At 67.2% G+C, this 12,641-nt stretch carries 16 protein-coding genes; 9 read left to right on the forward strand and 7 right to left on the reverse strand.

Annotated elements, in window-relative coordinates; genetic code table 11:
• The first annotated feature begins 25 nt into the window (after window positions 1–25).
• The 5 genes from D1604_RS06400 to D1604_RS06420 all read left to right on the forward strand — a co-directional run bounded on the left by D1604_RS06400 (window position 26) and on the right by D1604_RS06420 (window position 5,765).
• Window positions 26–1,162, forward strand: a complete 1,137-nt coding sequence (locus tag D1604_RS06400) for a beta-ketoacyl-ACP synthase III (protein ID WP_119412770.1) — start codon at window positions 26–28, stop codon at window positions 1,160–1,162.
• Window positions 1,102–1,842, forward strand: a complete 741-nt coding sequence (locus tag D1604_RS06405) for an iron-containing redox enzyme family protein (protein WP_119412677.1) — start codon at window positions 1,102–1,104, stop codon at window positions 1,840–1,842. Before D1604_RS06400 ends, D1604_RS06405 begins: the two co-directional genes overlap by 61 nt.
• Window positions 1,839–2,768: a DUF6999 family protein gene (locus D1604_RS06410; RefSeq protein WP_119412678.1), complete on the forward strand. Its 930-nt coding sequence runs from the start codon at window positions 1,839–1,841 to the stop codon at window positions 2,766–2,768. The genes D1604_RS06405 and D1604_RS06410 overlap by 4 nt, the downstream gene beginning before the upstream one ends.
• A 105-nt stretch (window positions 2,769–2,873) precedes the next feature.
• Window positions 2,874–4,097, forward strand: a complete 1,224-nt coding sequence (locus D1604_RS06415) for a dicarboxylate/amino acid:cation symporter (RefSeq protein WP_233551923.1) — start codon at window positions 2,874–2,876, stop codon at window positions 4,095–4,097.
• A gap of 63 nt (window positions 4,098–4,160) precedes the next feature.
• Window positions 4,161–5,765: a hypothetical protein gene (locus tag D1604_RS06420; protein WP_147399883.1), complete on the forward strand. Its 1,605-nt coding sequence runs from the start codon at window positions 4,161–4,163 to the stop codon at window positions 5,763–5,765.
• A 25-nt stretch (window positions 5,766–5,790) separates the two neighbouring features.
• On the opposite strand, the gene D1604_RS06425 is transcribed toward D1604_RS06420, so the two are convergent.
• Window positions 5,791–6,009 carry a hypothetical protein gene (locus D1604_RS06425; RefSeq protein WP_119412681.1) on the reverse strand — a complete coding sequence of 73 codons (219 nt, stop codon included), beginning with the start codon at window positions 6,007–6,009 and terminating at the stop codon, window positions 5,791–5,793.
• Between the two features lie 199 nt (window positions 6,010–6,208).
• On the opposite strand from D1604_RS06425, the gene D1604_RS06430 reads away from it, so the two are divergent.
• Window positions 6,209–6,535 (forward strand): hypothetical protein, encoded by a 327-nt coding sequence (locus D1604_RS06430; protein WP_003167846.1) that lies wholly within the window; start codon window positions 6,209–6,211, stop codon window positions 6,533–6,535.
• 131 nt (window positions 6,536–6,666) lie between these two features.
• Here D1604_RS06430 and D1604_RS06435 read toward each other — a convergent pair whose 3' ends face one another.
• The 6 genes from D1604_RS06435 to D1604_RS06460 form a co-directional block, all read right to left on the reverse strand.
• A complete protein-coding gene (locus D1604_RS06435) occupies window positions 6,667–6,957 on the reverse strand; it encodes a GNAT family N-acetyltransferase (protein WP_119412682.1) in 291 nt (96 codons plus the stop codon).
• A 25-nt stretch (window positions 6,958–6,982) separates the two neighbouring features.
• Entirely contained in the window at window positions 6,983–7,357 is a 375-nt protein-coding gene (locus D1604_RS06440; RefSeq protein WP_024353706.1) for a membrane protein, read from the reverse strand.
• A 14-nt stretch (window positions 7,358–7,371) separates the two neighbouring features.
• Window positions 7,372–7,743: a serine/threonine protein kinase gene (locus tag D1604_RS06445; RefSeq protein WP_119412683.1), complete on the reverse strand. Its 372-nt coding sequence runs from the start codon at window positions 7,741–7,743 to the stop codon at window positions 7,372–7,374.
• 58 nt (window positions 7,744–7,801) lie between these two features.
• A complete protein-coding gene (gene folB, locus D1604_RS06450) occupies window positions 7,802–8,191 on the reverse strand; it encodes a dihydroneopterin aldolase (protein ID WP_024353704.1) in 390 nt (129 codons plus the stop codon).
• Window positions 8,188–8,724, reverse strand: a complete 537-nt coding sequence (locus D1604_RS06455) for a 6-pyruvoyl trahydropterin synthase family protein (RefSeq protein WP_119412684.1) — start codon at window positions 8,722–8,724, stop codon at window positions 8,188–8,190. The genes folB and D1604_RS06455 overlap by 4 nt, the downstream gene beginning before the upstream one ends.
• A gap of 104 nt (window positions 8,725–8,828) precedes the next feature.
• On the reverse strand, window positions 8,829–9,617 hold the full coding sequence (locus D1604_RS06460) for an SDR family NAD(P)-dependent oxidoreductase (protein WP_119412685.1): 789 nt from the start codon (window positions 9,615–9,617) through the stop codon (window positions 8,829–8,831).
• A gap of 154 nt (window positions 9,618–9,771) precedes the next feature.
• Between D1604_RS06460 and D1604_RS06465 the strand changes: the two genes are divergently transcribed.
• Genes D1604_RS06465 through uvrC form a run of 3 tightly spaced genes read left to right on the forward strand, consistent with a single transcriptional unit; the run spans window position 9,772 to window position 12,615 of the window.
• A complete protein-coding gene (locus tag D1604_RS06465; protein WP_119412686.1) occupies window positions 9,772–10,245 on the forward strand; it encodes an NUDIX domain-containing protein in 474 nt (157 codons plus the stop codon).
• 8 nt (window positions 10,246–10,253) lie between these two features.
• Entirely contained in the window at window positions 10,254–10,700 is a 447-nt protein-coding gene (locus D1604_RS06470; RefSeq protein WP_024353700.1) for a DMT family transporter, read from the forward strand.
• 16 nt (window positions 10,701–10,716) lie between these two features.
• The gene (gene uvrC, locus D1604_RS06475) at window positions 10,717–12,615 is read left to right on the forward strand and encodes an excinuclease ABC subunit UvrC (RefSeq protein WP_119412687.1); all 1,899 of its coding nucleotides are present in this window, start codon (window positions 10,717–10,719) and stop codon (window positions 12,613–12,615) included.
• The last annotated feature ends 26 nt before the right edge of the window (window positions 12,616–12,641 follow it).

A 12,641-nucleotide genomic window follows, 5' to 3' on the forward strand; every position in this document is an offset into this window, starting at 1 on the left:
CGGGCGCGTCGCCAAGGTCCGCGCCATGAGTATGCTTCGCGACGTCTTCATCACCGGGACCGGCGCTGTGCTGCCTGGAGAGCGGATCGGCAACGATCGGATGGAGGACTTCATCGGCCGCATCGGCGGGCGGCCGTCCGCCGTGGGGCGGCGCGCCCTGCGCTGGAACGGGATCGAGGGGCGGCATTACGCCCTGACGCCGGACGGGCAGCCGCTGCATTCCAACGCCTCCATGTGCGCGGACGCCGTGCGGGCGGCGCTGGATGAGGCGGGGCTGAGCCTGGGCGATCTGCAGCATCTGGGCGCGGCGGCGACGCAGGGCGACTATCTGGTGCCCGGCCACGCCAGCGCGGTTCAGGCCGAATTGGGCGCGGGGCCGCTGGAGGCGTTCAGCTATCAGTCGGTCTGCGCCAGCGCCCTGATGGCGGCCAAAGGGGCGTGGCTGAGCGTGCGCGCGGGCGAGGCGGATGTGGCCGCGGCCTGTGCGGGCGAGTTTTCCTCGCGCTGGTTCCGGCCCGCCTTCTATGAGGGCACGGCGCTGGTGGACGAGAAGGGCCGAGCGCGGATCGAGGCGGACTTCCTGCGCTTCACCCTGTCGGACGGGGCGGGCGCCGTGGTGATGGAGCCGAGGCCGAAGCCCGACGGCCTGAGCCTGAAGGTCGAGTGGATCGACATGACCTCGCTGGCCGGGCGTTTTGATCCCTGTATGTGGGCCGGATCGACGCCGCAGGCGCGCGCCGACATGACCAGCGCCTGGAGCCACGCCGGACCGGCGGCGGCCCATGCGGCGGGGGCGGTGGCCCTGTTGCAGGATTTCGAGCTGCTGAAGATCGTCATTCGCGCGTGGATCGGGGTCTGGCTGGAGAAGGTCGACGCCGGGCGGATCGTCCCGGATCAGGTCGACCATCTGTTGTGTCACTACTCGGCGCGGTCGCTGCGTCAGGAGATCGTCGGCCTGCTGGAAAGCACCGCCGCGATGATTCCCGAAGAGAAGTGGTTCACGACGTTGGCCGACAGCGGCAATGTCGGCTCGGCCTCGATCTGGGTCATGCTGGACGCCTTCCTGAAGTCGGGACGCGGAAAGCGCGGAGACAAGGTGCTGTGCATCGTGCCCGAGAGCGGGCGGGCGATGATCGGCTTCATGATGCTGGAGATAGTCTGATGGCGGAACAACTGGCTGAGGCGGCGGTGGCCGACACCCTGCGCAAGCTGGCGGTGGTCTTCGCCGATTTTGAACAGCGGCTGGAGGCGACGCCTCTGATCCGCAAACTGACGCGGGGGCGGTTCGAGGTCGCCGACTACCACGCCTTCCTGATCAACCTGCGCCAGCAGGTGAAGGACGGGGCGCTGTGGATGAGCCGGGCGGCGTCGAACATCGGCGAGGATCATCTGGAGCTACGCTCGACCCTGATGCGCCATGCGGTGACGGAGCATCGGGACTTCCGCCTGCTGGAGGCCGACTTCACAGCCTCGGGCGGGGCGCTGGAGGACATTCAGTCGGCGCCGAAGAATGTCGGGTCCGAGGCCCTGTCGGCGTGGATGTTCCATGAGGCGTCGAAGCCCGATCCCTTCGGCCTGCTGGGCGCCATGTTCATCATCGAGGGGCTGGGCTCGATCAAGGCGCGGCCGTGGGGCCTGAAGGTGCAGGAGCGGCTGGCCCTGCCCGACGAGGCGGTGCGCTTCCTGCTGTATCACGGCGACAACGACGCCGAGCACATGAAGGAGTTCGAGGAGATGCTGGGCATGGTCCTGCCCGATCCCTTCATCGCCGAACGCATTGTCGTCACGGCCAAGGTGACGGCCCGCCTCTACGCCCTGCAGATCGAGGAGATCGCGGCGTGAGATACTACAAGCCGCACGAGGATCCGTTCGACCCCGCGCGGTTCGATCCCAAGGATCCCGATCCGTGGATGGCTCTGTATTTGGACCACAGCCTGCCGATCGACGACGGGGCCAAGCGCGACCTGTTGCTGGGGGCGCGGTCGCGGTCGCGGCGCTGGCTGTTTCCGATGGCGCGGCCGCTGGTGTTCCTGTTCTTCTGTCTGGTGAAGGTGCTGCGGGTCATTTCGCCCAAATATCCGAACCTGAACGGCCTGCTGCACAAGACCATCCACTGGGGGCTGCGGACCTTTGTGACGCCCGAGGGCAACCGGGTGATCCTGCGCCACTTCCACGTCGGGTCCGAGCTGACCGCCTTCGTGCGCGAGAACGCGGGCGTGGGCGACAAGGTGACGAAGTGGCCGCTGACGCCGACGCGACTGAAGGATATCGAGCCGGACCTCTTCCTTCAGCACGACCTGAACATCTTCAACTTCGTCATCGAGATGAACGCCGCCCTGCGCGCCGAGGGACGGGAGCTGACGCCGCCCGAGCGCATCGACTTCTCCATGATCTCGGACGAATTCCCGCCGTTCGAGGAGTTTCCGCGCAAGTGGTGTAACTTCGTCGACGTGCAGACGGCGGTGGAGTTCTACACCCCGATCTATGCGCTGATGCTGCCGCGCGACGACTTCGTGCGGGCGTCCAGTTCGCTGCAGCTGGACGAGGTGATGGCCATCTATATCGCCCGTATTCTGGGCACGAGCTACCACATGGCCTTCGTCAAGAACGGCCATCCGCTGGTGGCGCTGTCGACGTTGCAGGCGGGTTACCGGCTGATGATGCACGGGCTGGATTCAGAGGCCATGCACGGCTGGCTGCGGGTGATGAAGGCGCGTCAGGCGGCGGGCCTGCCGCTGGACCCGGCGAACTCGGGCACGCCGCATTAGGGGGAGGGGAGCCTTCCGCCGATTTCCGCTGGCGCCCGGCGCGGCGGCTGCTAGCGTGGTCGGATGAAATCGGCGCGTTCCTTTCTGACCTCTCTCAGCACGCTTGTGTTGCTGTCGCTTGTGCTGGGCCTGGTCGCTGGGGCGGCGGCGCAACGCTGGGGCCTGCCGGGCGGGCATGTGACGGCGGACTTCATCCAGGCGCTGGGCCAGCTGTGGCTCAATGCGCTGAGGATGACGATCATTCCGCTGGTGTTCAGCCTGCTGGTGACGGGCATCGCCTCCATCGCCGATGCGGCGCGGACCGGGCGGCTGGCGCTAAAGGCGGTGGCCTGGTTCGGGGGGCTGATCGTGTTTGCGACGATTTATGCGGTAGCGGCGGCCTATGGGCTGCACGCCCTGTGGCCGATCGACCCGGAGGGCGCGCGCCTGCTGCTGGCCATCAAGCCGGAGAGCGCCGAGGGCCTTGGCGCCGGGGCGCCGTTCAGCGAATTTCTGAAGACCATCGCCCCGTCCAACCCGATCCGCGCGGCGGCCGAGGACGCTATTCTGGGCATGGTGGTGTTCGCCGTCTTCTTCGGCTTTGCGGCCTCAGGACTGCCTGAGCGGCTGCGCGTTCCTCTGATCACCTTCTTCGAGGCGGTGGGCGAGACGATGATCGTCATCGTCCGCTGGGTGCTGAGCGTCGCGCCGCTGGGCGTCTTCGCCCTGTCGATCGGGGTGGGGCTGACGGCGGGCGCCAGCGCAGCGGGGGTGCTGCTGCACTATGTGGCGCTGATCTCCATCGCCTGCATCGGCATCGGCCTGATCTTCTATCCGCTGGCCGTCGTCTTCGGCCGGGTGTCGCTGGGCCGGTTCGCGCGGGCGGCGGCTCCCGCGCAGGTGGTGGCCTTTTCCACCCAGTCGTCGCTGGCCAGCCTGCCGGTCATGGTCGAGCGGGCGGTCGACGAACTGGGCGTCAAACGGGCGACGGCGGGTCTGGTCCTGCCGCTGGCGGTGGCGGTGTTCCGCATCACCAGCCCGGTCGCCAATCTGGGTGTGGCCATCTATTGCGCCCACCTGTTCGGACTGGAGCCTTCGGCGGGCCAGCTTTTCGCCGCCATGCTGACGGCGGTGCTGATCTCGATCGGCACGGTAGGCCTGCCCGGTCAGGCCAGCTTCTTCGCCTCCATCGCCCCCATTTGCATCGCGATGGGCGTGCCGCTGGAGCTGCTGCCCCTGCTGCTGGCCGTCGAGGTCGTGCCCGACATCTTCCGCACCCTCGGCAACGTCACCGCCGACTTGGCCGTGGTGCGCATCGTTCAGGGCGGAGAGGCGGAAATCATCGAGTGAACATCGATTGACGAGACGCGCGCGACGCGGCCAAGCTCTAGTCCCAGGGGCGTAGGGATGATCATGAACAAGATAATTCTGCGCACGGCCGCTATGATGGCGGCGGCGGTAATGATGTGCGGCGCGGCGAAGTCTGCACTGGCCCAGCAGGCGGCGACGGTCGAGGCGCGCTCGACTCCCGGCGGCGTGGCCGTGACGTGGCGTTTGACCGAGCCAACGACGCGCGTGACGTTTCTCGACGAAAACATCGTCCGCACGGAATGGACGGTGACGACGCCGGGCCTGACCTTGGCGGAAGGCGCGGTCGAGGGGGGCGAGCCGTTTCAGGTGTTTGAAATTCGGATCGCGCCCGACGCGACCGAGCGGGACCGCGGCTACTTGGCTCTGACGCGGATCGGGGCCGGGCGCATTCTCTACGGACCCGCCCTGATGTTGCAGGGAATGGACGCCGAACTGACCGCGCGCGCCGCAGCGGGCGAGACCGCCTTGCCGACGACGCAACCGGGGAAGGGTTATGTCTATCTCGGTCCCGACAGCAACGTCGAGGTCTATCCGGGCGCCAGGGTGGTTCAGGGCGAGACGGTGTCGCCGAAGCTGGCCGCGATCATGCGCGACGGCTTCGCTGCCGCTCAGGCCTTCTACGGCGCCCGACTTGGGCGGGATATGCCCTATGAGCCGACGCTTCTGGTCACTGTCGACAGCCCGGGGCCTATGGCTTTTCGCGGCGATGTGACGGATAGCGGTGTCATCTCGGCTCGGTTCCACGGTTCAGCTTGGGAGAATCCGCCGGCTGACGTGGCGGTCAGCTTGGCGACCTTCGTCTGGCATGAGACTTTTCATCTGTGGAATGGGCATCGGCTGGAGAACCGGGACGGCGAGGCGGCTCCCTGGCTTCATGAGGGAGGGGCCGAATACGGCGCCCTGGCGGCCGCGGTGTCTACCGGAATGGTGACGGAGGCGGCGGCGCGTGAGACCCTGTCGCAGCGGTTGAATGGGTGCCGCAAGGCGCTGGGCGACCGGGATTATGACCCGGCGCGATTGCGGTCGGGGTCGCCGGTCTATGACTGCGGGACCGTGGTGCAGTGGCTGGCTGATCTGGAGACTCGGCAGGCGTCATTCGGCGCACGTGATATTTTCGATCTGTGGAAGGACGTTTTGGATCAAGGCATGGCGAGCGAGGGCTACGGCGTTGCCGAATTTCGAGCTCGACCGGAAGCCGAACGTGCGGTCGCCCTGCTGATGGACGGGCCGGGAGCGGAGCGTTGGCAAGACGTGGCCGCGGGGTTGGCGGCGTTGGGGGTCGTTCTGGAGGAAAAACCTTCGCCGGACGAGTATCGCTTGGCGGCCCTATTCCATCTGAACGGAGAGAACTGCACCGGGGGAAGCACAGGCTTCTATAGAACTGAGCAGGGCGTGCGGCTGGATACGGGCGACAAGTGCGGGGTGCTGTCGGGCGACCCGCTGCTCGCGGCCGTCGAGGGCCATGATCCGATGGCTGAGGCGACAGCCATGTTCTTCGCTGTTCAGGCGCGCTGCATGGCCGCTTCGGCGGTGCGGGTCATTACGCAAGAGGGAGCAATAATCGAGGCGAAATGCGACCGTCCTCTGATTGCACCTCGGGCCTGGAGCGTAGCGACGGCTCCGCCGCTGGCGACGCGGACGCTGTGATTCGGGGCGAAGGCCTCACGAGGCTTTACCCTTCCATCGCTTCGAACATGGCCTCGGCCTCGTCGAAGGTGTCGTAGTCGAGGCGCTCGGGCGGGCGGACGATGACGAATCGGGTCAGGGTCGGAGCTGTCGGCTCGGGGCGGCGGTCCCACTGCCAGAAATTGCGGTCGACCCGGCTTTGCAGCAGGGTCCATTCGCCTTCCTCTCCCTGAGGAGGCCGGGGCGGCGGAACGGTCTGGGTCATCAGCGTCTCCCTGTGCGACAGTCAGGAAAGCGCGGCTGGACCACACTGTCAAAGAGCGTCACAGGCGGGGAACTGTTGCAACCCCTCCGCGCTTGATGCGGCCTTGGCGCAACATCCGGCGCCGTCCTTGCAGCTTGGCTGCAGATGGGATGCGACCTTAGGGCGAAAATGAGGCATGGTGCCGCCAGGAGATGATGCGATGACCAAGTCCAGCAATGAATCCGACGCCCGCGCGGCTCTGCGCGTGGTCTCCTCGCCGGAAGCCGAGGTCTACGACCTGATGCGCGCCCCCGAAACCACCGCTGAACGGGTCAAGCGCCTGCAGGCCGAGGCTCGCGCCCTGGCGATCGAACAGGTCGAGGCGCTTGAGGCCGCTCTGTGCAAGGCCGCCGACATGGCCAAGGAGATCGCTGACGGGGGCGACGCCTATCCGGTCGGCGCCCGCGAACTGGCCGCCCGCCTGGTCGCCGACCTGCCGTCCAAGGCCGAGACGATGAAGGCCATCGTCGCCAAGAGTCATCCTTGATCTAAGGGCGCTACCGCTCGCGACGCGGTCGCTCACTGCTTGAGCGCCCGCGCGAAGCGCCAGGCTGCGTCGGGTCGACCCGAAGGGCGGCGCGAAGCAGCCACAAGGCGGAGCCTTCTGACCGCGGCCGACTAGGAACCGAGTACGTCTGCGTACTCGGAATGGCGTTTCAGCCAGGCGACGGCATAGCTGCAGTGCGGAATCAGCGTCAGTTTCTCGGCGCGGGCGTGTTCGGCCAGGGCCTGCATGAAGCGGCCGGCGGCGCCCGTGCCGCGCAGGGCCGGGTGGGCCTCGACGTGCAGGATGACGCGGGCATGGCCGCGCACGGCGTATTCGGCCCAGACGAGATGCTCGGTCCCGTCAGCGTCGGCGAACATCTGCTGGAAACGGTGGTCGGCGGCGTGGTCTTTGAAGGCGGACACGGCGGCTCCTCCTGAAGGGGTCAGATCAGGCCGGCCGATCGTTCAACAGGGCCAGCAGACCCAGAACGCTTTTCACCGTGAACCAGATCGACACCAGCAGCAAAAGAAGTCCGAACAGCAGCAGGAAGGGAATGCCGATCAGGAAGGCCGAGGCCACGGCGCTGATCGCCACAAGCACCCACAGGATGGCGCTGATCCAGAAGACGGACCAGAACAGCTTGATCTGCGCCTCGACGTGCTGAGCCGCCAGACCCGTCGCCGAGCCGCGATTCACATAGGCCAGGACAAGTCCGACCAGCACCAGCACGTTCGCGCTGGGGATCGACAGGATGTAGAGAATCCACGCCACGACGGCGCCGTCGCGGCCCGCAATCGGGGCGGCCGGGTTCTGATCGCTCATGAAGGGCGGTCCTTTCAGTAGAAGAGGCGACGGGGCGCGGCGATGGGGCGTCCGTTCAGCAGGTCCTTGAGCCCCAGGGCGCCGCGCACGATGGTCCACACGGCCATGATGAACAGGACGAAGACGCCCAGGTTGACCAGGATCAGCACCGCGCCGGCGACGATGGCGCACACCGCCGCTACCAGGGTCCGCTGCTGAAAGATGAAGTGACTGCGCAGGATCGGGTCGACCGGCGCCGAGCGCCCCCATGCGCGCAACAGGCCGATGGCCGCCGCCACGCCGAAGGTCGGCGCCGCCAGCAGGATCAGCGCATAGCCGGCATAGATGCCGGTCAACCCAGCCGAAGCCTCGCCGCTGTTGCTGGTGTAATCGCCGGGCTGAACCATCGGAACCTCTTGTCAGGGCGAAGATGATGGCGGGACGAACGGCCCCGCGCAACCAGCCTCAACGCGAATAGGCGACTTCGCAGGCGGCGGCCGCCGCATCGGGAATGGCGCCGGGCTTCTCGACCCGCACGACGACGCCCAGCACGCGCGGATCGGCCAGGCAGGCGACGGCGGTGCGCTCGGCGAAGGTTTCGATCAGGGCGATGTGCGGCCCCGCCGCCAGCTCGCGCACGATGCGGGCGACGCCGTCATAGTCCAGCGTGTCGGCCAGCCGCTCGACCGGCGCGGCGCCCAGGTCCAGTTCGACGTCGACCGACAGCGGCTGCAGGCGTCCGTGCTCGTGGTCGTAGAAGCCGATGGAGGCCTCGACCTTCAGGGCGCGCACCATGACCTTCAGGCCCAGGCGGCGCGGCTCGGCGGAGGGCAGGGGGGTGACGACGGCGCTCAAGACCAGGTCTCCGGCGGCAGAAGATCATTGATGCTGAAATCGGCCCGGTCGCACCAGGCGCCCAGCGCCCACGCCCGCTCGGCTTCGGTCAGGCCGCGCGTCAGGACGGTGTTGGTCGGCGTTTCCTCAATGGCCAGCTCGGCCAGGCGGAAGGGCAGATGCTCGGCCGACAGGATGGCTTCCAGCTTTCGCCACAGAGCGATGACCAGAGCCTCGGTCGTCGGGTCGCCGTCGACCGTCAGCACCTGGTTGAGCCGATGCGGTTCATGCTGCTGGAACCAGCCGAGCAGGGGGTCGGCGCGGTTCAGCTGGAAGGCGTGGTCCAGGCTGCGGTCGACGAAGCCGTGCCAGCGCGCCTTCAGCCGCTCGAAGGAGGCCGCATAGTTGGCGCCGCCGAAATCGATTTCGGCCATCGGCTCCAGCGTCACGGTCACGAACTCATTGTGTCCATGCGGCACGGCGCATTTCGACCCCGCATCGGCGATCAGCCGGTGCGCCATCGAGAAGCGGCGAGTGAAACGGACAGCGGGCATGAAGGTCTCAGGGTGAACGGCGGCAGCTAAAGCACCAACCTATCGACAAATAAAGGTCATGTGGCGGCGAACGCGACCGAGCCTGAAGGCTCGGCCATGATGGTTCAGGCGAACTCCAGATCGCGGTCGCGGCGGGTCAGGGCCGCGCCCGCATCAACCACCAGATTCTGCCCCGTCAGGCTGCGCGCCGTCAGGATGAAGGTCAGGGCGGCGGCCAGATCCTCGACCGGCACGGGCCGTTTCAGCGGCGTGGCCTCGGCTCCGGCCTGATAGTCGGCTTCAGGCCACCCTGCCGAGGGCAGGGTCAGGCCCGGCGCGATGCCGCAGACCCGGATGCGCGGCGCCAGGGCCAGCGCCAGGGCTCCGGTCATGTGGGCGATGCCGACGCGGCTGACGGTGTAGGAGAAGAAGTCGGGGTTCGGGGCCGTGACCTTATAGTCCAGCATATTGATCACCACGCCTTCGTCCGCCTCAGGCAGGCGCGCAGCGAAGTCGCGGGTCAGGGCCAGCGGCGCCAGGACGTTGACCTCGTGATGAAGGCGCAGATCCGCCTCCTGAAAGGTCTGCAACTGGTCATAGACGAACAGTGAGGCGTTGTTGACCAGCGCCCGCAACGGCCCGAAGGCGAAGGCCTGATCCATCAGGGCGGCGCGCGCGTCGGGGTCCGTCAGCTCGGCCTGAACGGCGATGGCGCGCCGTCCCATGCCCTCGATCGCCTGAACCACGCCCTGTGCGCCGTCCGCGTCGGATCGATAGTGGACGACGACGTCATAGCCTGCCTGAGCGGCCGCCTTGGCCAGCACCGCGCCGATCCGGCCCGAAGCGGCGGTGACCAGCGCAGCGCCTTTGAACTGAGCCGTCGAAGGAGCGTCCGCGCGCCCGGACTCAGTCAACCCGGCCGAACTCGTAATAGTTGACGGCGGCGATGACGGCGATGAAAACGAAGATGGTGGCGATGGCCAGCATGGTGCAGCTCCTGATTTTGTCCCCGAATAGGGGCAAGCGCGCCCCTGTTCAAGCCGCCCGACCGCGGCCTATCGTTCGCGCATGGCGAACTGGCGCACCCGCATCGAACCCTTCACCCGGCCTTTGTTCTTCGCCTGGTCGCGGATGAGCCGGGGCATGACGCTGGGCGTGCGCGGCGCGGCGGTTGATGGCGAGGGCCGGGTGCTGCTGGTCAAACACACCTATCTGGAGGGCTGGTGGCTGCCCGGCGGCGGGGTGGACCGGGGCGAGACGACGCAAGCCGCCGTCATCCGCGAACTGCGCGAAGAGGCCGGGCTGATCGTCAGGGGCGAGCCGCGCCTGCTGTCGGTTCATTCCAATGAACGCTTCTTTCCGGGGGATCATGTTTTGGTCTTCCGCATCGACGCCTTCGACATGACCGAGCGGACCAGTCACGGCGAAATCGCCGAGATCGGCTGGTTCCATCCGGATGCGCTGCCCGAAGATACGACCCGCGCCACCCGCGCCCGACTGGCCGAGATCTTCGGCGGCGCCGCGCCCGATCCGAACTGGTGAGACAGCCGATGCAGTTACCCGTCCTCGCCCTGCTGGCCATGATTATCGGCGGCGCCGCCACCGCCCTGCAGGGGCCGACCAATGCGCGGCTGGCCAGCGCGGTGGGCTCGCCGGTCAATGCGGCCTTCGTTTCCTTCTTCGTCGGGACGGTGGCGCTGGGCGTGCTGGCGATGGCGTTACAGACGCGGCCGGACGTGCAGGCGATGAAGACCTTGCCTGCCTGGGCCTGGATGGGCGGGCTTTACGGCTGCGTCTTCGTGGTGGCGGCCGCCTGGGGCGTGCCCAAGATCGGCGTGGCGCTGACCATCACCCTAATGGTGGCGGGCCAGCTGGCGCTGAGTCTGATCCTCGATCATTTCGGCGTCATGGGCGTGCCGCAGCAACCGATCAGCCTGACCCGCATCGCCGGGGTGCTGTTGGTGATCGGCGGGGTGCTTCTGGTCCGGCGCGGCTGAGCCTATATCCGGCCTGATGACCGATCCGACGCCAGACATTCCGGAGACGCCCGTCTCGCAGGCGAACCCCCTTCCGCTTCAGGCCGCCGAGCTGATCGCGGACGAGGCCCGGCGCGCGCCTGACAAGCCCGGCGTCTATCGCATGTACGGCGAGGACGGCGCCTGCCTCTATGTCGGCAAGGCCAAGTCGCTGAAGAAGCGGGTGGTTCAATATGCGCAAGGGCGATTCCACACCCAGCGCATCGGCCTGATGGTTAGCCTGACCCGCTCAATGGAGCTGGTGGTCACCGCCTCCGAGACCGAGGCCCTGCTGCTCGAATCCAACTTCATCAAGAAGTTGAAGCCGCGCTTCAACGTGGTGCTGAGGGACGACAAGTCCTTCGCCGAGCTGATGATCCGCCGCGACCACCGCGCGCCCCAGGTCCGCAAGCATCGTGGCGCCCACACCATTCCCGGCGACTATTTTGGCCCCTTCGCCTCGACCTGGGCGGTCAACCACACGCTGAACACGCTGCAGAAGGCCTTCCTGCTGCGGTCCTGTTCCGACAGCGTCTACGAGACCCGCACCCGCCCCTGCATGCTGCACCAGATCAAGCGCTGCTCGGCGCCCTGCACCGGCCTGATCAGCCTTGAGGACTACGGCGAGCTGGTCACTGAGGCCGAACAGTTCCTGCGCGGCAAGTCGCGCGCGGTCATCGGCCGTCTGTCGCAGGAGATGCAGGCGGCGTCGGACGACCTGGACTTCGAGACCGCCGCCCGCGTGCGCGACCGGATTCGCGCCCTGTCGGCCATTTCGATGGAAAGCAGCATCAACGCCGACGGCGTGGCCGAGGCCGACGTCTTCGCCCTGCATGCCGAGGGCGGTCAGGCCTGCGTCCAGGTCTTCTTCTATCGCGCGGGTCAGAACTGGGGCGGGCGCGCCTATTTCCCGCGCGTGGACAAGAGCGACAGCGACCCGGAAATCCTCGCCGCCTTCCTGGGCCAGTTTTATGAGGACAAGCCGATTCCGCGCCTGATCCTGTCCAACGTCCGCCCGCACGAGCTGGAGCTGCTGGAGGAAGCCTTCAGCATGAAGGCCGGACATCGGGTCGAGATCGCCCGCCCCCAGCGCGGCGGCAAGGCCAGTCTGGTCGATCACGCCCTGACCAACGCCCGCGAGGCGCTGGGCCGCAAGCTGGCCGAGAACTCGGCCCAGTCCAAGATTCTGGACGAGGTCTGCGAGGCCTTTGGCCTGGACGCCCGGCCCGAGCGGATCGAGGTCTATGACAACGCCCATATTCAGGGAACCAACGCCGTCGGCGGCATGATCGTCGCGGGGCCTGAGGGCTTCCGCAAGAACCAGTACCGCAAGTTCAACATCAAGGGCGAAGACCTGGCGCCCGGCGATGACTACGGCATGATGCGCGAGGTCATGCGCCGCCGTTTCGGACGGCTGGTGAAGGACGAGGAAGCCGGCGAGGCGGTCGAGCGCCCCGACCTGCTGCTGATCGACGGCGGGGCGGGCCAACTGGCCGAGGTGCTGGCCGTCATGGCCGATCTGGGCGTCGACGACATCGCCGTGGTCGGCGTGGCCAAGGGTCCGGACCGCGACGCAGGCCTGGAGAAGTTCTTCATGCCTGGCAAGGCGCCCTTCATGCTGCCGCTGAAAAGCCCCGCGCTCTACTATCTGCAACGGCTGCGGGACGAGGCGCACCGTTTCGCCAACGGCGCCCACGCCAAGCGCCGCTCGATGGACATCAAGAAGAATCCGCTGGATGAGATCGACGGCGTCGGGCCGGGGCGCAAGAAGGCCCTGCTGCACGCCTTCGGCTCGGCCAAGGGCGTCAGCCGCGCCTCGGTCGCCGATCTGGCCAAGGTGGATGGCGTCAGCCAGGCCCTGGCCGAGCGCATCCACGGCTTCTTTCACAAGTCATGAGAGACGAAGATTCCGGGTTGAGCGAC

Source organism: Brevundimonas sp. LPMIX5 (assembly GCF_003576505.1).
In the GTDB taxonomy this organism is placed as follows: domain Bacteria; phylum Pseudomonadota; class Alphaproteobacteria; order Caulobacterales; family Caulobacteraceae; genus Brevundimonas; species Brevundimonas naejangsanensis.